The 19010-nt window shown below is 71.4% G+C and carries 18 protein-coding genes and 2 pseudogenes; 12 read left to right on the forward strand and 8 right to left on the reverse strand.

Going from position 1 to position 19010, the window contains the following annotated elements; translation table 11 throughout:
* The first annotated feature begins 198 nt into the window (after positions 1 to 198).
* The 3 genes from J7E91_RS22025 (at position 199) to J7E91_RS22030 (ending at position 3138) form a co-directional block, all read left to right on the forward strand.
* Positions 199 to 1389 (forward strand): lipid-transfer protein, encoded by a 1191-nt coding sequence (locus J7E91_RS22025; RefSeq protein WP_214907477.1) that lies wholly within the window; start codon positions 199 to 201, stop codon positions 1387 to 1389.
* A gap of 66 nt (positions 1390 to 1455) precedes the next feature.
* On the forward strand, positions 1456 to 1617 hold the full coding sequence (locus tag J7E91_RS37365; RefSeq protein ID WP_374224757.1) for a carbohydrate-binding protein: 162 nt from the start codon (positions 1456 to 1458) through the stop codon (positions 1615 to 1617).
* A 90-nt stretch (positions 1618 to 1707) separates the two neighbouring features.
* The gene (locus J7E91_RS22030) at positions 1708 to 3138 is read left to right on the forward strand and encodes an MFS transporter (protein WP_374224758.1); all 1431 of its coding nucleotides are present in this window, start codon (positions 1708 to 1710) and stop codon (positions 3136 to 3138) included.
* Positions 3139 to 3188: 50 nt separating this feature from the next.
* Here the strand turns inward: J7E91_RS22030 and J7E91_RS22035 are convergent, their stop codons facing one another.
* Positions 3189 to 3794 carry a response regulator transcription factor gene (locus J7E91_RS22035; protein ID WP_308376895.1) on the reverse strand — a complete coding sequence of 202 codons (606 nt, stop codon included), beginning with the start codon at positions 3792 to 3794 and terminating at the stop codon, positions 3189 to 3191.
* Positions 3795 to 4097: 303 nt separating this feature from the next.
* Between J7E91_RS22035 and J7E91_RS36145 the strand changes: the two are divergent.
* Positions 4098 to 4283 (forward strand): annotated as a pseudogene (locus J7E91_RS36145) (ISKra4 family transposase); the annotation flags it as partial.
* Between the two features lie 164 nt (positions 4284 to 4447).
* On the opposite strand, the gene J7E91_RS22045 reads toward J7E91_RS36145, so the two are convergent.
* The 3 genes from J7E91_RS22045 to J7E91_RS22055 form a co-directional block, all read right to left on the reverse strand.
* Positions 4448 to 5011 (reverse strand): hypothetical protein, encoded by a 564-nt coding sequence (locus tag J7E91_RS22045; protein ID WP_214907482.1) that lies wholly within the window; start codon positions 5009 to 5011, stop codon positions 4448 to 4450.
* A gap of 4 nt (positions 5012 to 5015) precedes the next feature.
* Positions 5016 to 5519 (reverse strand): matrixin family metalloprotease, encoded by a 504-nt coding sequence (locus tag J7E91_RS22050; protein WP_214907484.1) that lies wholly within the window; start codon positions 5517 to 5519, stop codon positions 5016 to 5018.
* A 190-nt stretch (positions 5520 to 5709) separates the two neighbouring features.
* The gene (locus J7E91_RS22055; RefSeq protein ID WP_308376896.1) at positions 5710 to 6825 is read right to left on the reverse strand and encodes a sigma-70 family RNA polymerase sigma factor; all 1116 of its coding nucleotides are present in this window, start codon (positions 6823 to 6825) and stop codon (positions 5710 to 5712) included.
* A 536-nt stretch (positions 6826 to 7361) separates the two neighbouring features.
* Between J7E91_RS22055 and J7E91_RS22060 the strand changes: the two genes are divergently transcribed.
* Genes J7E91_RS22060 through J7E91_RS22070 form a run of 3 tightly spaced genes read left to right on the forward strand, consistent with a single transcriptional unit; the run spans position 7362 to position 10303 of the window.
* A complete protein-coding gene (locus J7E91_RS22060; RefSeq protein ID WP_214907488.1) occupies positions 7362 to 8216 on the forward strand; it encodes a MaoC/PaaZ C-terminal domain-containing protein in 855 nt (284 codons plus the stop codon).
* A gap of 39 nt (positions 8217 to 8255) precedes the next feature.
* Positions 8256 to 9332 (forward strand): Zn-dependent alcohol dehydrogenase, encoded by a 1077-nt coding sequence (locus tag J7E91_RS22065; protein ID WP_214907490.1) that lies wholly within the window; start codon positions 8256 to 8258, stop codon positions 9330 to 9332.
* 11 nt (positions 9333 to 9343) lie between these two features.
* Positions 9344 to 10303: a 3-oxoacyl-ACP reductase gene (locus J7E91_RS22070; RefSeq protein WP_214907492.1), complete on the forward strand. Its 960-nt coding sequence runs from the start codon at positions 9344 to 9346 to the stop codon at positions 10301 to 10303.
* A 141-nt stretch (positions 10304 to 10444) separates the two neighbouring features.
* Here the strand turns inward: J7E91_RS22070 and J7E91_RS22075 are convergent, their stop codons facing one another.
* Entirely contained in the window at positions 10445 to 10600 is a 156-nt protein-coding gene (locus J7E91_RS22075; protein WP_214907494.1) for a hypothetical protein, read from the reverse strand.
* A 110-nt stretch (positions 10601 to 10710) separates the two neighbouring features.
* A complete protein-coding gene (locus tag J7E91_RS22080; protein WP_214907495.1) occupies positions 10711 to 11874 on the reverse strand; it encodes a hypothetical protein in 1164 nt (387 codons plus the stop codon).
* A 190-nt stretch (positions 11875 to 12064) separates the two neighbouring features.
* Here J7E91_RS22080 and J7E91_RS22085 point away from each other — a divergent pair.
* From J7E91_RS22085 to J7E91_RS22100, 4 genes and pseudogenes are all read left to right on the forward strand, one after another.
* Positions 12065 to 12328: pseudogene (locus J7E91_RS22085) on the forward strand (iron-siderophore ABC transporter substrate-binding protein); the annotation flags it as partial.
* Between the two features lie 73 nt (positions 12329 to 12401).
* Entirely contained in the window at positions 12402 to 13286 is an 885-nt protein-coding gene (locus tag J7E91_RS22090; RefSeq protein WP_028811260.1) for a Nif3-like dinuclear metal center hexameric protein, read from the forward strand.
* Positions 13283 to 14026, forward strand: coding sequence for a zinc ribbon domain-containing protein (locus J7E91_RS37085; RefSeq protein WP_214907578.1), 744 nt, complete (start codon positions 13283 to 13285; stop codon positions 14024 to 14026). Before J7E91_RS22090 ends, J7E91_RS37085 begins: the two co-directional genes overlap by 4 nt.
* 2 nt (positions 14027 to 14028) lie before the next feature.
* The gene (locus tag J7E91_RS22100; protein ID WP_214907496.1) at positions 14029 to 15276 is read left to right on the forward strand and encodes a bifunctional RNase H/acid phosphatase; all 1248 of its coding nucleotides are present in this window, start codon (positions 14029 to 14031) and stop codon (positions 15274 to 15276) included.
* Positions 15277 to 15730: 454 nt separating this feature from the next.
* Here the strand turns inward: J7E91_RS22100 and eda are convergent, their stop codons facing one another.
* Both eda and yaaA read right to left on the reverse strand, forming a co-directional pair.
* The gene (gene eda / locus J7E91_RS22105) at positions 15731 to 16348 is read right to left on the reverse strand and encodes a bifunctional 4-hydroxy-2-oxoglutarate aldolase/2-dehydro-3-deoxy-phosphogluconate aldolase (RefSeq protein ID WP_214907498.1); all 618 of its coding nucleotides are present in this window, start codon (positions 16346 to 16348) and stop codon (positions 15731 to 15733) included.
* Between the two features lie 62 nt (positions 16349 to 16410).
* A complete protein-coding gene (gene yaaA, locus J7E91_RS22110) occupies positions 16411 to 17214 on the reverse strand; it encodes a peroxide stress protein YaaA (RefSeq protein WP_214907500.1) in 804 nt (267 codons plus the stop codon).
* A gap of 91 nt (positions 17215 to 17305) precedes the next feature.
* Between yaaA and J7E91_RS22115 the strand changes: the two genes are divergently transcribed.
* Positions 17306 to 18775, forward strand: coding sequence for an RNB domain-containing ribonuclease (locus J7E91_RS22115; RefSeq protein WP_214907503.1), 1470 nt, complete (start codon positions 17306 to 17308; stop codon positions 18773 to 18775).
* Positions 18776 to 19010 lie beyond the last annotated feature (235 nt).

Here is a 19010-nt window from a genome sequence, read left to right on the forward strand (position 1 = left end):
GGGCGGGACGTTTTGACGTTGAAGGCTTCGGTGCCTTCTGTCCGTTGCCCATGTGGATGTCCCACGATGTCCGCGCCACTCGAACGGGTGTAGCCGTATCGATTCTTCCGCCGCGACCTGACCTTCCGTCAGGTTGGAACGTGTTCTAGTCTGCCTGCCGCGTGACTGGCGTGGTGAAGGGGAGAGGGAGGCGAGCTGATGAAGGCGTACATCGTCGGTGCCGGGATGACGAAGTTCGAGAAGCCCGAGAGCCGTGACTGGCAGTACTGGGACATGGCGAAGGAGGCCGGGACCAAGGCGCTGGCCGACGCGGGGATCGCGTACCGCGACGTCCAGCAGGTCGCCGCAGGCTACTGCTTCCAGGCCTCGACGGCCGGGCAGAGGGCGGCGTACGAGCTCGGCCTGACCGGCGTCCCCGTCTACAACGTCAACAACAACTGCGCCACGGGGTCGACGGCGCTGATGATGGCGCGGCAGTTCGTCGAGGGCGGTATCAGCGACTGCGTGCTGGCGCTGGGCTTCGAGACGATGAAGCGGGGGGCGCTGGGAGGTGGATCGGACGGGGGCGACTTCGCCACCTCACCCGTCGCCCGGCACTACGGCGTCATGGCCGCCGCCCACGGCTTCGAGATGACCCCGCCCACCGCGCAGATCTTCGGCAACGCGGCGCGCGAACACATGGAGCGGTACGGCACGACGGAGGCGCAGCTCGCGGCGGTCGCCGCCAAGAACCACAGGCACTCGGCGGACAACCCCAACGCGCAGTTCCAGGACGTGTGGACGGTCGAGGAGATACTCGCCGCGAAGACCATCCACCGGCCGCTCACCAAGCTCCAGTGCTCCCCGACCTCCGACGGGGCCGCGGCCGCTGTAGTCGTCTCGGAGCGCTTCCTCGTGCGGCACGGCCTGCACGGCAGGGCCGTCGAGATCGTCGCCCAGGCGATGACGACGGACACCGAGGAGTCCTTCGCCTCCGGTTCCTGCGTCGACGTCGTCGGCAAGCCGATGTCGCGGGCCGCCGCGCGGCAGGTGTACGAGGCGTCCGGTCTCGGTATCGAGGACGTCGACGTGGTCGAGCTGCACGACTGTTTCTCTGTCAACGAGCTGCTGACGTACGAGGCGCTGGGCATGTGCCGCGACGGTGAATCCGGCAAGCTCGTGGAGAGCGGCGCGACGACGTACGGGGGCCGCTGGGTCGTCAATCCCTCCGGCGGACTCATCTCCAAGGGGCACCCACTGGGCGCCACCGGCCTCGCCCAGGCGGCGGAACTGACGTGGCAGTTGCGGGGGGAGGCGGGGGCGCGGCAGGTGGAGGGCGCGCGGGTGGCGCTGGCGCACAACATCGGCCTCGGCGGGGCGGCGGTGGTGACGATGCTGCGGGCGGCGTGAGGGTCGGGGCATGGGACAATTCCGGCGGGTCGGCAGCGAGCCGGACCCTTGAAAGGGCGTCATCACATGGCAGCGGGATTTTCGGAATGGAAAGTAAACCGGCAGTATGCGGCGAATGATCGTGTCGCTCACCTGGGTAAGCAGTATCGCTGCCTGGTGACGCACACATCGAATTCCGCGAGCAATCCGAAGACGACCGTCAAGATGTGGCGGAAGGACACCGACTAGGACCGCATCGCGCGTGGGGGTGTGTCCGGGGGTGTCCGTGCGCCGGAAGGCGGATGTACGGGGCACACTGTTGCTGCGAGCATGACAGGCATGGTCCAAGCCTCCTCTTCCTCCGCCAAGACCCGGATACCCGCCGCCCGCAATCCGTCCCGCACCTGGGCAGTCGTACTCGCCGCCTGCGCGGGCCAGTTCCTCGTCGTCCTCGACGTGTCCGTCGTCAATGTCGCGCTGCCCTCGATGCGCGCCGACCTCGCGCTCAGCGCGATCGGCCTGCAATGGGTGGTCAACGCCTACGCGATCGCCTTCGCCGGTTTCATGCTCCTCGGCGGCCGCGCCGCGGACATCTTCGGCCGCAAACGGACCTTCCTGACCGGGCTCGGCCTGTTCACCGCCGCCTCGCTCGCGGGTGGGCTCGCCCAGGAGGACTGGCAGCTACTGGCCGCCCGCGCAGTGCAGGGCCTGGGCGCGGCGGTGCTGGCCCCCGCGACGCTGACCATCCTCACGTCGGCCGTCCCCGAAGGGCCCGCCCGCACGCACGCCATCGGAACGTGGGCCGCCGTCGGTGCGGGCGGCGGGGCCGCGGGCGGGCTCGTCGGCGGCGTACTGACGGACGCGTTGTCCTGGCGCTGGGTGCTGCTGATCAATGTCCCCGTCGGCGCGATGGTGCTCGCGGGCGCCGCCCTGTGGCTCGTCGAGAGCCACGCCAGGGACGGCCGGCGGCTCGACCTCCCCGGCGCGCTGCTGGTCACCGCCGGGCTCGCGACCCTCGCGTACGGGATCGTGCAGACGGAGGCGGAGGGCTGGACGGCGGCCGAAACCCTGGTGCCACTGGCGGCGGGACTCGCCCTCCTCGGGGTCTTCGTGGCGGTGGAGGCGCGGACGAAGGCGCCGCTGATGCCGCTGAAGTTCTTCCGGGTGCGGGCGGTCTCGGCGGCGAACGCGGCGATGTTCGTGAACGGCTCCGCGATGTTCGGCATGTGGTTCTTCATGACGCTGTACGCCCAGAACGTGCTGGGGTACACCCCGCTCGGCGCCGGGCTCGCCCTCGTGCCCAGCTCGCTGAGCATCGTCATCGGCTCCAAGCTGGCCCCGCGCCTCATGGTCAGGGCGGGTGCGCGCCGGGTCGCGATCACTGGTGCGCTGGTGGCGGCCGGTGGCATGGCGTGGCAGTCCACGATGGGGGCGGAAGGGACGTACCTCACCGCCGTCCTCGGCCCCGGCGTCGTGATGATGGCCGGCGCGGGTCTCGCCTCGACCCCGCTGGCCTCGCTCGCCACATCGAGCGGCGAACCGGGCGACGCCGGTCTCCTGTCGGGCCTGATCAACACCTCGCGCACCATGGGCGGCGCGCTGGGCCTCGCGGTGCTGTCGACGGTCGCGGCGTCCAGGACGGCGGGCGGAACGAGCGCGGAGGCGCTGACGGCCGGCTACGCGCTGGCGTTCCGGGTGGGGGCGGGGGCGCTGCTCGGGGGTGCGGTGCTGATGCTGGTCTGGCTGCCGCGCGGTAGCCAGCAGACGTAACGCAAGGGCTCGGCACGTGAATGGGAGGGCTCGGCACGTAACGCGAGGGCTCAGAGCCAGCCCTGCTGCCTCGCCGCGCGTACCGCCTCCATGCGGTCGCGCGTGCCGGTCTTGGCGATCGCCGACGACAGGTGGTTCCGTACGGCCGACTCCGACAGGTGCAGCTTCCCGGCGATGTCGGCGACGGTCGCGCCGTCCACCGCCGCGTTCAGTACGTCGCACTCGCGCGCGGTGAGCGGGCTCGGCCCGGAGCTGAGGGCCGTCGCCGTGAGGGCCGGGTCGATGACGGTCTCACCGGTCAGCACCCGGCGGATCGTCGCGGCCAGTTCCTCCACCGGGCCGTCCTTGACCAGGAAGCCCGCCGCGCCCGCCTCCATCGCGCGCCGCAGGTAGCCGGGCCTGCCGAAGGTGGTGAGGATGAGCACCCGGCAGTCGGGGACCTCGTCGCGCAGCAGCGCGGCGGCGTCGAGGCCGCTGAGGCCGGGGAGTTCGATGTCCAGGAGCGCCACGTCGGGGCGGGAGACGAGGGCGGCGTCAACGATCTCGTCACCCGCGGCGACCTGGGCGACGACCTCGATGTCCGCCTCCAGGCCGAGCAGCAGGGCGAGGGCGCCGCGCATCATGCCCTGGTCCTCGGCGAGGAGGACTCTGATCACGGGGTGGGCTCCAGTTCCAGATCGGTCAGGTCGGTGCCTACGGGCTGGTCGGAGCCTACGCCCCCGGCCGTTGTCCGCAATCTTCAAAGGGTGCAGATCTTGTCGGTGAAGGCGGTGTTGGCGGACGGTCCGTCGGCGGCGGTCGCGGGTGATGCGGCTGGCCCGGAGGCGTCCGGGCCAGCCGATGTGGCCGAGGCGCTGTTGGCGGCGGAGGCCGTGGGCGATGTGACGGTGATGCCGCCGGACTACCAGTGGATCATCGCTCTGTTCGCCACGTCCGGGTCGGCGTGGCGGTCCAAGGACTTGGTCAAAGACCGGCTCGACATCACCGGTGCCCGCTGGGGCCTCTCCGGCGCCGAAGCCGTCCTGAAACTCCGTGCCCTGCGCAGCAACGGCGACTTCGACACCTACTGGGCCTGGCACGAGAAACAGGAGTTCACCCGCAACCACCAGGCCCGCTACCGCGACACGCTCATACCCGCGGCCTGATCGCCAGAACCCCCATTAGATCTGCCCTCCAACTCGTATAGGCAGGGCAGAGCGGCAGGCGCCGCGCCCGAACTCATGCCCGCCGCGCCTCCATGCTCCGGAGTTCTCAGCCACTGTTGGCCGCCAACCTTAGGCGTGCCCCGTGATCGGCGGCCAACAGCTCGTCATTCGCTCGGCGTTCCCGGCTTGCGCTTCCACATCTCCTCAGGGCGGAGGGGATTCGCTATCGCATCGCGGTAGGTTGTCGCGAGTTCGCTGCGTTCCGCTGCAGAGCCGATCTCGCGAGTGCCATGCACGTCCGCAACGGTCTGCCATTTACCGTTGGGGTGAGTACGCGCAGCGAACAGGTACTCCTGCCCTGGCTGTAGGGGCTCGTCGCCCTCGACGGAGAAGCGGCTCCCGTCCGGGCGTTCGCCTGCCAGCTGGTTGACGATTACCTCGTCGCCGGTAGGCCCTTTCAGTCGCTGGCTGACCCTGACCCGATACTGCGTTTCGGGAACTTGGCCGAGGCTCTCGGTCCCGACCTGCTCTTCGACGACACCGATGAAGATCGAATCTGCTATGGCCGCGAGCGCACGCGGATTGGCTACGTCCGTGACCTGATCGACCTCAGCCGTGCGGCTCTTCTGCTGCGCGCATCCAACTACAGCGGGAGCGAGGACAAGAGCGACGACGAGACCAGTGAGGGTGGACCGCCAAGGGTGACGCACACCAAAAAGGGTTTTCATCTCATCAGCCCCAAAGGTCGTTGTAGTCGGCTTTGTCGTGCGATTGCGGGGTGTTGACGCCAGAGCAGGCCGAGCACTTGTTCATGAGCTGGCCTTCATAGCTGTGAGCGAGCCCGAGCGCGTGCCCCAGTTCATGGGCGGCGGTGCCTTTGCGCATGAAGAGGTCATAGTTGTATTTGTTGAAATTGCAGACATTGAGGTACACCTCGTCTGCGAAGACAAGGTCGTAGTCGTACAGTCCGGCCCAGGTGACGTCGCAGCGGTCTGCGTCGTTCCACTCCAGGTCCTCGACGGTGAACAAGTCGTCCTTCGCGATGTTGATGTGACCGAGGGCATCCCACGTGCTGTGTGCGTGTGCGATTTCGGTGTCGTACCTGGTGTACTCCCACCAGCGAATCTCGCCGTTGTCCACGGCGCTGTAGCCCAGCTCGTGAGCCGACGCCGGCTGGGCTGTTGCCAGCAGCGCTGACATGCCCATCCAAAAACATAGAAGTATGCGCTTCAGCACGGGCTTCCTTCCCTTGCTCGGTGGAGCCGGAAGGCCGCATGGTCTGGCACCCCGCCTCCCCTCCGGTGCGCCGCCACGTGGCCGCGGCAGCGTGAGACTTCATCTGCTTCTACGGGGAGGAGCAGCGCGTGCGTCGCGCGAGAGAAGATTTTTTGGGCTGTGGGAGAGGTGCGCGGATCTCAGTGTGGCGTCACTGGAGCGGCGACGTGGGAGGTACGTCTGCCGATACAGCAGAGACGGCGTCCACGCGGAGCCGCTCCTGCGGCGCGGCAGGTGTGTCATGCGCGAGCAAGGCTGACGCCTCGGGCAGCGTGGGCAGAGTCGGCTGCGGAGCGGCCGGGAGCGTGGGGAGGGTCGGCTGCGGAGCGGCCGGGAGCGTGGGGAGGGTCGGCTGCGGCATCGCGGGATGAGTCGGTTGCGAGGCCTTCGGAAGCGTAGGGACAGGAGAGGTATCCGACCGGTTCATCGGAACCAAGGTCGGCGCGCTGGACCGCTCGGGGCCGGCACCCGTCAGCGCAACACCTCCTCCACCATGGTCCGTGAGCGGCATGGGCGGGCTGTGCTCTGCGGAGCTGCCCGTGAAGGGAGCGTTCGCACCAGCTCGAAGAGGTGCTTCGTAGGGAAGGACGTCGGGCGCCTCCGGCGCCTTGGCCTGGACCAGCGTGGACAGGCCGAGAACCGCAACCGCCAGTATTGCTGCTGCGGACGCCACGGTCGCTGTCTGCCCACTACCAACCACCGTCCACGGGCGGCTGCGCCACGCCCAGATGCCGGTGGCCAGCGTCCCCGCCAGCACGGTATGCAGCGTCTTTCGCGCCCTGGCCAGCAGTGACCGGGCCGCCTGGTAACTGAGTCCTGTCTGCTGCGCGATGTCCGCAACGGCCAAGCCCTGCGCCCTGAGGCTCAGCACCTCCTGCTGGCGTTCCGGAAGGTCTGTGCTCCGGTTGGCGAGCCACTTCGCCTCTGCGCGGTCGCACACCGCTTCCTCAACGTGGGGCAGGCCAGGGGCGCCGAGGACCGCACGGGTGTGCACCTCGGCCTCCCGAGTGACTTGTCGCAATCGGTCGATGCACAGCCGTACCGTGACTGTCGTCAGCCACGCGCCAAGCCGCTCGTTGTCCACGTTGGCGCGCTCCGCCGCCCGAACCATCGCTTCGTGCACAGCGTCCTCGGCGTCTTCCGCACTCATGGACCGCCGCCGGGCAACCTTCAGCAAGTGTTCACGATGACCCCACACCTGCTGCCACCGCTCGGACGGGGCCCCGTCCCACGCAACAGCGCCCACGGCATCGCCGTCTGTACCCACAGGCCGACCTTCGCACTCGCACGATCAAAGCTGGCCACCCCACAGAGAAGACCAGCTCAGTGCAGTGTCGCGCGCAGAATATAGCCGGACGAGGCCGGAATTGGTAGCTCCCCGTAATGCGCTGTGGTCGCCTCGGATCCTCAGCCCTGGAGCGGCACGCGTTCTCCCTGTCCTCCAACGCGGCCATCAACGACGGCACCACGCCACCCGACCCTCAACCGGCGCCCGCACCCGTCGGCGGGCTAACCCCGCCGACGGTGGAGACCGCTCCACACCGCCGCACCACAAACCGAGCGCAGAGGGCGGAGCGGGCGCCGTCCAGGTCGGTGGCAGGACCGCAAGGACCCGGACGCCGCCTGACGGTGCGTCAGTGAGCTGTCTTCACAACTTCCGGGGCGTGCGTTATACATAGGCTCCATCGGCCTAGAACGCGTTCTAGAACGGGCGGTCCGCGGCCGGTCCCGCACGACCTCGGTGCGGCCGACGGTGCGGACGGCCGCGCCGGGGTCTTCCATCCATCAAGGAGCAGCATCCCCATGCCCATCGATGCCGCAAAGGCCGTCGCAGCCGAACCCCGCAGCGCCGAAATCGCCTGGGACCACAAGGACGTCCAGCTCTACCACCTCGGCCTCGGCGCCGGCACGCCCGCCACCGACCCCGACGAGCTGCGCTACACCCTCGAATCCCGGCTGCACGTCCTGCCCAGCTTCGCCACCGTCGCGGGCGCCGGCATGGCCGTGGTCGGCGGCCTCTCCGCGCCGGGCATCGACGTCGACCTCGCCCACGTCCTGCACGGCGGCCAGCGCATCGAGCTGCACCGCCCGATCCCCGTCAGGGGCAACGCGGTGCAGACCTCCAAGGTCCAGGCGGTGTACGACAAGGGCAAGGCCGCCGTCATCGTGCTGCGCTCCGAGACCGCCGACGACGACGGGCCGCTGTGGACCAGCGACACCCAGATCTTCGTACGTGGCGAAGGCGGCTTCGGCGGCGAGCGCGGACCGTCCGCCCGCATCGAACAGCCCACGCACGCGCCGGACGTGGAGGTCGAGCGGCACGTGCGCGAGGACCAGGCGCTGCTCTACCGCCTGTCCGGCGACTGGAACCCGCTGCACGCCGACCCGGAGTTCGCCAAGCTCGCCGGTTTCGACCGGCCGATCCTGCACGGCCTGTGCTCGTACGGCATGACGCTCAAGGCCGTCGTCGACACCGTGCTCGGCGGCGACGTCGCGCGCGTGAACGCGTACAGCACCCGCTTCGCCGGGGTCGTCTTCCCCGGCGAGACCCTGCACCTGCGGATGTGGAAGTCGCCGGGGCGCGTCCAGGTGTCCGTCACGGCTGTCGAGAGGGACGACGCGCCGGTACTGGCCGACACCACCGTCGTACACACCTGATCCCCCTGATCCCCTGAGGCCCGTGAAGGGAGCCGTACCGTGCGCGCAGCCGTACTGCACGAGATAGGGCAGGACAAGCTCGAAGTCCTCGACGACGTCGAGGCGGTGGGCTTCGGCCCCGGCAAGGTCAAGCTCCGCGTCCGGGCCACCGGACTGTGCCACTCCGACGTCTCCGCGATGAGCGGCGTACTGCCGCAGCCCGCCCCTTTCATACCGGGGCACGAAGGCGCGGGCGAGGTGGTCGACATCGGCGACGGCGTCACCGGGTTCAGCCAGGGGGACCGCGTCCTGGTCTGCTGGCTGCCCGCGTGCGGCTCCTGTCCCTCCTGCAAGCGCGGCCAGACGCACCTGTGCCTCGCCGGGCTCATGAACGCGGGCACGCCGAACTTCAAGCGCCGCGGCGGTGACGTCTTCGGCTTCGCCGGCACCGGCACCTTCACCGAGGAGGTGGTGGTGGACGCGGGCTGCGCCGTCCCGATCCCCGACGACCTGCCGTACGAGATCGCCGCCCTCATCGGCTGCGGCGTGACGACGGGGCTCGGCGCGGCCATCAATACGGCGCGGGTGGAGGCCGGTTCCTCGGTCGCCGTCATCGGCTGCGGCGGCGTCGGCATCTCGGCGATCCAGGGCGCCCGGGTGCAGGGCGCGGCCCAGATCATCGCCGTCGACCCGGTCGCCTCACGGCGCGAGGCGGCGCTGAGGTTCGGCGCCACGGAAGCGGTCCCACCGGACGAGCTGGCCGACGCCAAGCAGCGCGTCACGGCGGGCGAGGGCTTCGACTACGTCTTCGAGGTCGTCGGCAAGTCGGCCACGGCCCGCACCGCGTACGAGACGACGCGGCGCGGCGGCACGCTGTGCGTCGTCGGCGCGGGCGCCATGGACGACTTCCTCCAGCTCAACATGTTCGAGCTGTTCTTCGACGAGAAGCGGATCCTGCCGTCCATGTACGGGGGCGGGGACGTGCTCCGTTCGTACGAGCGGGCCATCGCGCTGTGGCGCGCCGGGCGGATCGACCTGGAGGGCCTGATCACCCACCGGGTGCGGCTGGACGGGATCAACGACGCCCTGGACCAGATGCGTACGGGCGAGGCCCTGCGTACGTGCATCGAGATCTGAGGGGGCCACGGATGTCACTGCCACCGTCACCGGCACTGCCGCTCGACGGGCTGTCCGCGATCGTCACGGGCGCGGGCCGCGGCCTGGGCCGCGCGGAGGCCCTGGAACTGGCCCGGCTCGGCGCGAGCGTCGTCGTCAACGACTACGGGCAGCCGGGGCGCGACGGCTCGGGTGAGGCATCGGCGGCTCCTGCCGAGGAGGTCGCCGCGGAGATCCGGGCGGCGGGCGGGCGGGCCGTGGCCCACCTCGGCGACGTATCGGACCATGAACAGGCGGGCGCGCTGGTCCGGTTGGCCGTCGATACGTACGGAAAGCTGGACATCCTTGTCAACAACGCGGGCATCCTCCGCGACCGGATGGTCTTCTCGATGACCGAGGACGAGTGGGACTCGGTGATCCGCGTCCACCTCAAGGGCCACTTCAACACCACCCGCTTCGCGGCGGCGCACTGGCGGGCACGCTCCAAGGCGGCGGGCGCCCCCGTCTACGGGCGGATCGTCAACACCTCGTCGGAGGCGTACCTGGCGGGATCGGCCGGGCAGCCCAACTACGCGGCGGCGAAGGGCGGCATCGTCGGGCTGACGACGTCGACGGCGCTGGCGCTGGGAAGGTACGGCGTCACGGCCAACGCGATCTGCCCGCGTGCGCGTACACGCATGACCGAGGACGTGTTCGCCGGATTCGCGGAGCCGGCGGGGGGCGAACTCGACGCGCTGGCGCCCGAGCACGTGTCCCCGCTGGTCGGCTACCTCGCGTCGCCTGCGGCCGGGAGGGTCAACGGCCAGTTGCTCGTCGTCCACGGCGGCATGGTCGCGGTCATGGAACGGCCGAAGGTGGCAGCCAAGTTCGACACGGCGAAGGAGGTCTTCTCGTACGAGGAGCTGACGGAACGGCTGTCACCGTACTTCGAGGACCGCCCGGCGAACGAGACGTTCGGGGCGGCGGAGGTACTGGGCCTGAAGCGGGGGTGAGGGCGGCGGCAGGGGCCCTGCGGGCGTGTCCCCAAACGCCGGGCGGGCTGGATTGACTGCTGAGCGGCAATGTCCAGCCCCTCCGGCGTTTGGGGAGCGGAGTCCGGGGCGGAGCCCCGTACAGGAAGCGCTCCGCCCCCCCTACGCCCGGCGGTGGCGGCCGTGGGACGGGGCGGTGGAGTCCTCCGTGGTGGCCGCACCTCCGCGGTGCCTACCGGAGCGGTGGCCGGCGTCGTCCCGTTCGGCGGCCGAAGGCTGCGGCCGCGTCTGGGTCGTGTCGGTTCGGGCTTCAGACATGTTGGGAGATCCCCTGGAATCGCTGCGATCGCTTTCAAGTGGTGCAAGGCCCGCCCCGCCGTCACCACCGGCGTTCAGTCGCAACGACCGCGCAGTCCCGGGGCCCGAGTCTAACCACGTGCCCCGCGCCCGGTGAGGGGCGCCTGCTGGAGCGGTACGGGCTTGCACACCACAGGAGTGTCCGGAGCCGCAAACGGTTCCCCACCTGCGCGTTCCACTTGTGCGGGTTCAGTGATCACCGCATCCTCCGGAGCCTCGATCCGAGCCACCCCACACCTCACCGCCCCCGTCGCGTACGGCAGTCGCAGCACCCCCTCGCGCGTCCAGAGCCCGGCCCCCGCCAACCACCCCTGCGGCGGCGCGAGGTGATGCAGCCTCCGCCCCGCCGGACGCCACACGCCCACCCAGCTCCCCGCCGCCCCCTCGATCCGCAGCGCCACCGCGCAGCTCTCCGGCGTCAGTACCTGCCCCGGCTGCACCGCGAACGGCGTCACCGCGCAGTCGGCAGGCGCCAGCGACTCCGGGAATCGCACCGGCAGCATGCTCCCCAGCACACCCCACCCCAGCCGGTCGTGCCCCGGCGCGTCCGACCGGATCAGCAGCAGCCCGCTGTCCGGATCCGCCAGCAGCAGCCGGTCGTTGCTGCCCTCCGTGATCTGCAGCAGCGGCGTCACCTCCCCGCCCCGCTCCAGGTCGACCGCCACCGCCTTCGTCACCCCGTCGGCCTCCCGGTCCAGGGCGAGCATCCGTCCCGTACGGTCGAGCCATACGCCGCCCGAGCAGCGCCCCGAGATCTCGGCGACGTGCTCGGGACCGAAGGCGCCGCCCGCCACCAGCCACACCGTCGTGGACAGTTCACCCACGGACAGGGCGTACGCACGCGAGCCGTCCGGGGCCGGCGGCAGCAGCTCCAGCCGCTCGCACTCGACCGCTCCCATCGGCAGCTCGCCGGTGCGTGGTCCCGTCGGGTACAGCAGCGAGAAGGAGTGCCGCCCCGCGCCGCTGCCGAAGGCGTGCGAGGCACCTCCCTGCCGCCGGTGGATCAGCACCCGCCCGTCCGTCAGGGGCAGGAGTCCGGTGTCCGGTTCCTCGGGCTGGTCGGCGGGCAGCGGCACGGCGTAGGGCTCGGGGCCGTCGAGCGTCCACCGCTCGGGGAACCGCGCGTCTCCCGCGCCGGCCAGCCGCGCGGCGTAGGAACCGTCAGCGGCGATCGTGAACACCGCCTCACTCACCGCGTCGCCGTCAGCCGCGGTCTCGATGGCACAGGCCGTCATCGGGCCATCACCTCCGACGACCGAAGCTAGTTTTCGCACTTCCTGCCGAACAACATGCAACCGCCCACTTCACACATAAGGGTGGCCGTCATCTGATTCCCCTGAGATGACGGAAGCGGGTGTGCTGGGTGATGCGCCGGTGACGATAAGTAAGGCGAACCTAACCTTTGGTCCTGTGCAGGAGCTCTTGATGTCCGTACGACGCCGCGGTGCCGCCGCAGTCTCCCTCTCCGTGGCCGCGGCGCTCGCCCTCACCGCCTGCGGGGGCGGCGCGACCGACACCAAGAGCGAGCAGAAGGACAGCGGCGACAAGAAGGCCGTGGCGCAGGGCGGCAAGGACTTCGGCGACGCCGCAGCCAAGACCGCCGCGTACGGCACGGACGCCAAGGCCGGCCAGTTCCCGCGCACCCTCACCCACGCCATGGGCAGGACCGAGCTCAAGGCCGCGCCCAGGCTCACGTAGGGCCCGGTCGAGCAGCCGCGTACGCCATGGTGGGCGGGGCACCCGGCGCAGGTAACCTGTCTGCGTGCCCCGTCTGTCTGAAGTCATCGCCGCACTCGACGCCCTCTGGCCCCCCGAGCGGGCCGAAAGCTGGGACGCGGTCGGTACGGTCTGCGGCGAACCCGACGCCGAGGTGACCCGGGTCCTGTTCGCCGTCGACCCGGTCCAGGAGACTGTCGACGAAGCGGTGAAGCTCGGCGCGAACCTCCTCGTCACCCACCACCCGCTCTACCTGCGCGGTACGACGACGGTCGCGGCGTCCACCTTCAAGGGCCGCGCCGTACACACCCTCATCAAGAACGACATCGCGCTGCACGTCGCCCACACCAACGCCGACAGTGCCGACCCCGGCGTCTCCGACGCCCTCGCCGGAGCGCTGGACCTGCGGGTCACCGGGCCGCTGGTCCCCGACCCCACCGACCCCGAGGGCCGCCGCGGCCTCGGCCGCGTCTGCGAGCTCGACCCCCCGGCAACGCTCGGCCACTTCGCCGCCCGCGTCGCCGCCCGGCTGCCCGCCACCGCGCAGGGCATCCGCGTCGCCGGTGACCCGGACGCGCTCATCAGCACCGTCGCCGTCAGCGGCGGCTCCGGCGACAGCCTCTTCGCCGACGTACGGGCGGCCGGCGTGGACGCCTTCGTCACCGCGGACCTGCGCCACCACCCGGCCTCCGAGGCCCGCGAACACACCCCTCTCGCGCTGATCGACGCCGCGCACTGGGCCACCGAGTGGCCCTGGTGCGAGCAGGCCGCCGCACAGCTCGACGAGATCTCCGACCGTCACGGATGGGACCTGCGCGTCCACGTCTCGAAGACGGTCACCGACCCCTGGACCTCCCACCACGCCCCCACCACCGCCCTTCCGACGAGCGCTTCGCGCGCCCCCTTTGATTCTTCTGGAGCCCCCAACTGAACGCCGCGCCCGCCGACCAGATCCGTCTCCTCGACGTACAGGCCCTCGACCTGCGCCTGTCCCAGCTCGCCCACCGGCGTAACTCGCTCCCCGAGCACGCCGAGATCGAAACGCTCACCAAGGACCTCGCGCAGCTTCGTGACCTGCTGGTCGCCGCGCAGACCGAGGAGAGCGACACCGCCCGCGAGCAGATCAAGGCCGAGCAGGACGTCGACCAGGTCCGCCAGCGCGCCGTGCGCGACCAGCAGCGCCTCGACTCGGGCGCCGTCTCGTCGCCCAAGGACCTGGAGAACCTCCAGCGCGAGATCGTTTCCCTCGCCAAGCGCCAGGGTGACCTGGAGGACGTCGTCCTCGAAGTCATGGAGCGCCGCGAGTCCATCCAGGAGCGGATCGCCGAGCTGACCGAGCGCGTCTCCTCCGTCCAGGCCAAGGCCGACGACGCGACCGCGCGCCGCGACGCCGCGTTCGAGCAGATCGACGGCGAGGTCGCCACGGTCACCAAGGAGCGCGAGGTCGCCTCCGCGACCATCCCCGCCGACCTCCTGAAGCTGTACGAGAAGCTCCGCGTCCAGTCCGGCGGCGTCGGCGCGGCCCGCCTCTACCAGCGCCGCTGCGAGGGCTGCCAGCTGGAGCTCAACATCACCGAGGTCAACGAGGTGCGGGCCGCCGCACCCGACACGGTGGTGCGGTGCGAGAACTGCCGCCGCATCCTTGTCCGTACGTCCGAGTCCGGCCTGTAGCCATGGGACGCAGCCTCGTCATCGAGGCCGACGGCGGCTCCCGGGGCAACCCGGGCCCCGCCGGTTACGGCGCGGTCGTCCTCGACCCGGACACGGGGGAGACGCTCGCCGAAGCCGCCGAGTACATCGGCGTCGCCACCAACAACGTCGCGGAGTACAAGGGCCTGATCGCCGGCCTGCGCGCCGCGCACGCGCTCGCACCCGACGCGACCGTCCATGTCCGCATGGACTCCAAGCTCGTCGTCGAGCAGATGTCCGGCCGCTGGAAGATCAAGCACCCGGACATGAAGCCGCTCGCGGCCGAGGCCGCGACAGTCTTCCCGCGCGTCCGGGTCACCTACGAGTGGATCCCCCGCGAGAAGAACAAGCACGCCGACCGGCTCGCCAACGAGGCGATGGACGCGGGCAAGAAGGGCAAGAAGTGGGAGGCGTCGGCCTCCACGGCCGACCTGGACTCCCGTGCCTCCGCCCCGCCGCGCGTGGTGGGCGACGCCGTGGCCGGTGCGGCCAGGGCCCGGGCGGCGCTGGGGCGCGCGGTGGCCGAGCCGCTGACCCTGCCCGATGCCTCGGAGGCCGAGCCCGCCCCGGCCGCCGCGACCGTGGGCTGGGGCGCTTCCGCCGACCTCGGTACGCCCGCGACCTTCGTGCTCCTGCGCCACGGCGAGACCGCGCTCACCCCCGAGAAGCGGTTCTCCGGGAGCGGTGGCTCCGACCCCGAGCTGTCGGCGGTCGGCCGCCGCCAGGCCGAGGCGGTCGCCACGACCCTGGCCGCGCGCGGCACCGTACAGGAGATCGTCAGCTCGCCACTGCGACGCTGCCGCGAGACGGCGGACGCGGTGGCGGCGCGGCTCGGGCTGGACGTACGCATCGAGGAGGGCCTGCGCGAGACGGACTTCGGGGCCTGGGAGGGCCTGACGTTCGCCGAGGTCCGCGAGCGGTACCCCACGGACCTGGACGCCTGGCTGGCCTCCCCGAAGGCGGCGCCGACGGGCGGCGGCGAGAGCTTCGCCACCGTGGCGCGGCGGGTGTCGACTACGCGGGACAAGCTGATCGCCCGCTACGCGGGCCGCACGGTCCTGGTCGTCAGCCACGTGACGCCGGTCAAGACGCTGGTACGGCTGGCGCTGGGCGCACCGCCCGAGTCCCTGTTCCGCATGGAACTCTCGGCGGCGTCGCTGTCGGCGGTGGCGTACTACGCGGACGGCAACGCGTCGCTGCGCCTGCTGAACGACACGTCGCACCTGCGGTGAGCGGGGGCGGGTGCGGGGCGGTGGGCGGGTGAACCGTTGGGTGCGGGTGGGTGTGATCGTTCCGGGGGCCGGGCCCTACGGGAGCGGCATTCGGGACTGCATGATTTAGGCGCGTCGCGGGGGTGCCTGAAAGCCTCCCCGGCGTCCAGCCCACAAATCACGCTTTACGTCCCGAACACCGCTCCCTACGGCCCCGGCCCCCTCCCGTGCGTCGTGGCGCGGCACCCTGCCGTTCGGGGGGTGGGGGGAAGGCAGCCGGCTCCGGGCGGCCCGCACTTCGCTCACCGGCGGGAGGGGGCGGGACGCGCAGGGGGTGGTGTTCGGGACGTAAAGCGTGATGTGTGCGCAGGGAGTGGGCGTCGTACATAGGGCGCTGGTGTGCGGCTAAATCATGCAGTCCCGAACGCCGCCCCCGGAGCGGCCCGGCCCCGGCACCCCATGCGGCCCCGCGCCCCTACTGCCGCAGCGCCGCCGCCTCGCGGGCAAGCGTCTCCACCCGGGTCCAGTCCTTCGTGGCCAGGGCGGCCGGTGGGAGCATCCAGGTGCCGCCCACGCAGCCCACGTTCGGGAGGGCCAGGTACGACGGTGCCGAAGCAAGGGTGATGCCGCCCGTCGGGCAGAAGCGGGCCTGGGGGAGTGGGGCGCCCAGGGACTTCAGGTACGGCGTACCGCCCGCCGCCTCCGCCGGGAAGAACTTCATCTCCGTCACGCCACGCTCCAGCAGCGCCAGGACCTCCGAGGTCGTCGAGACCCCCGGCAGGAACGGCACCCCGGCCCCCTTCATCGCGTCCAGCAGCGTGTCCGTCCACCCCGGGCTCACCAGAAAGCGCGCTCCGGCCGCCACCGCGTCGGCCACCCCGGCGGGGGAGATCACCGTGCCGGCCCCGACCACCGCGTCCGGCACCTCCGCCGCGATGGCCCGGATCGAGTCGAGCGCGGCCGGCGTCCGCAGCGTCACCTCGATGGCCGGCAGCCCGCCCGCGACGAGCGCCCGTGCGAGCGGCACCGCGTCGGCAGCGTCCTCCAGGACAACGACAGGGACGACGGGCGCGAGGTCGAGCACGGAAGGCATGCCGCCATCCTGCCGCCGACGGACGCTCTGTGCAACGAGCGTTGCGCAGGGTGCAACAACGCTCAGTGGATCTCGCTCACCACCACGTCCAGCGACCACGCCTTGCCCGCCTTCGCCGGAGCCGACGCCTCCACGACGTACCCCAGATCCCGCAGCACGGACACCAGCTCCGCCGGGTCGGCGGGAGCCGCGCCCGCCAGGAGCAGGTCCCGTACGATCCGCCCCTTCGTCGCCTTGTTGAAGTGGCTGACGACGGACCGCTTCTCGACCCCCGCCGCGTCGATCCGCGAGTGCAGCACCCGCACGGTGGCCGTGCGCCCCGCCACGTCACCCTTCGGCTTCCAGGCCGCCGTGTACGCCGACGACCGCAGGTCAAGCACCAGACCGTCGCCCGCGGCCACCGGCATCGCGGCGGCCATCGGCTCGCGCCAGTACGCCCCCAGCGCGCCCAGCCCTGGCAGCTTCACGCCCATGGAGCACCGGTACGAGGGGATCCGGTCGCCGATCCCCACCGCGCCCCACAGCCCGGAGAACACCAGCAGCGACTGCCGGGCCCGCTCGCGCGCGGCGGCGTCCAGAGTGGCGAGGCCGAGCGCGTCGTACAGCACGCCGGTGTAGATCTCACCGGCGGGCCGGGCCCCGGCGGTCCGCAGTCCGACGTTCTTGGCGATCTCGCCGCGCAGCCCCTCGCTCAGCCCGAGGACGACGCGGGCCTTCTCCTCGTCGGCGGCGCACAGCTCCACCAGCTCGTCCAGCACCGCGGCCCGCGCCCCGGCCAGTTCCGGCAGCGAGAGGGACTCCGGCTTCAGGGGCGCGCCGGCCCCGCTGGCGGCCTTTCCCTCGGACGGCGGCAAGAGCACGAGCACAGCGGAACTCCTTCGGATACGTACACACCAAAACGCCAGGGTAAGCGGAGCCCGCCATGCCGCCCGGCCCGACCGGACCTACGCTCGGACCATGCCCCGCCGCCAGATCCATGTGACCGGTGCACCGGAGGCTCCCCTCCGGGCAGCCCTGCGCACGCTGCGCACCACGCTCGATGTGCCGGACGAGTTCCCGGCCGAGGTCCTCGCGGAAGCGGATCAGGCCGCGAAGGCCCCCCGGCTGCCCGCGTACGACGCGACCGGCATCCCGTTGTTCACCATCGACCCGCCGGGTTCCACCGACCTCGACCAGGCGATGCACCTGGCCCGCCGGGAAGGCGGCGGGTACCGCGTGCACTACGCGATCGCGGACGTGGCGGCCTTCGTCGCGCCGGGCGGCGCACTGGACGCCGAGGCGCACCGCAGGGTGATGACGCTGTACTTCCCGGACGGGAGGATTCCGCTGCACCCGCCCCGGCTTTCGGAGGGCGCGGCGAGCCTGCTCCCGGACCAGACGCGTCCCGCCCTCCTGTGGCGCGTCGACCTCGACGCGCACGGCCGTACCGAGGCGGTCGACGTACGACGCGCGCTCGTACGCAGCCGGGCCAGGCTCGACTACTCCGGCGTCCAGCAGCAGATCGACGCGGGCACGGCCGAGGAGCCGGTCGCGCTGCTGCGTGACATCGGGCGGCTGCGCGAGGCGCTGGAGCGCGAGCGCGGCGGGATCTCGCTGAACGTCCCGGAGCAGGAGATCGTCGAACGCGGCGACTCGTACTTCCTAGGCTTCCGCGCCCCGCTGCCGGCCGACGGCTGGAACGCCCAGATCTCCCTCCTCACCGGCATGGCCGCCGCCACAGTGATGCTTGGGCAGCCTCCGGCTGCGGGGATGACCGCCACCGGCACCGGCATCCTGCGCACCCTGCCCGCCGCCCCCGTCGGCGAGGTGGCGCGCCTGCGCCGGTCGGCGAAGGCGCTGCGCATCGAGTGGCCGCATCACACGTCGTACGCCGAGATCGTCCGTTCCCTGGACCCGACGAAGGCCGCGCACGCCGCGTTCCTCCAGGAGTGCACGACGCTGCTGCGCGGCGCGGGCTACACCGTCTTCACGGACGGGAAGATCCCCGACCCCGCCGTCCACGCGGCGGTCGCCGCCCCGTACACGCACTGCACGGCGCCCCTGCGCCGCCTCGCCGACCGTTACGCGGGCGAGCTGTGCGTCGCCGCGGTCGCGGGCGAGGAGCCGCCGCAGTGGGTACGGGACGCGCTGCCCGGCCTCCCGCAGGAGATGGCGGCGGGCACACGGCGGGCGAGCACCGTGGAGCGCGAGTGCGTGGACATCGTCGAGGCGGCGCTGCTCAGGGACCGGGTGGGCGAGCTGTTCAACGCCCACGTGGTCGATGTGCAGGAGCGCGACCGGGCCGTCGGCACCGTCCACCTGGACGACGTGGCGGTGGTCGGCCGGGTCGAGGGCGGCGACGGTGAGCTACCGCTGGGAGAGCGCATCAGAGTACGGCTCACCCAGGCGGACCCGGGCTCGGCGAAGGTCCTGTTCGCCCCCGCGTGACGGCCGTGACGAGCGCGCGCGGCTCGTCGGCGTGGAAGCGTACGACCCGCGTCTCGGCGCGCGCCCCGAGCGGCCGCAGGTAGGCGACGGGCTCGTTCAGCTCCAGCAGCACGGTGGTCTGCCCGCCCACGGTCAGGCCGAGTACGCCGTCCTCCTTGGCGTCGGAGTACGCCGTTCGACGCGTACGGACCTGATGGAGGCGGCCGGTACGCGCTGGCCGCCACGACGAAGAGCG

This window comes from Streptomyces sp. ISL-99, from assembly GCF_018614005.1.
Classification (GTDB): Bacteria; Actinomycetota; Actinomycetes; order Streptomycetales; family Streptomycetaceae; genus Streptomyces; species Streptomyces flavidovirens.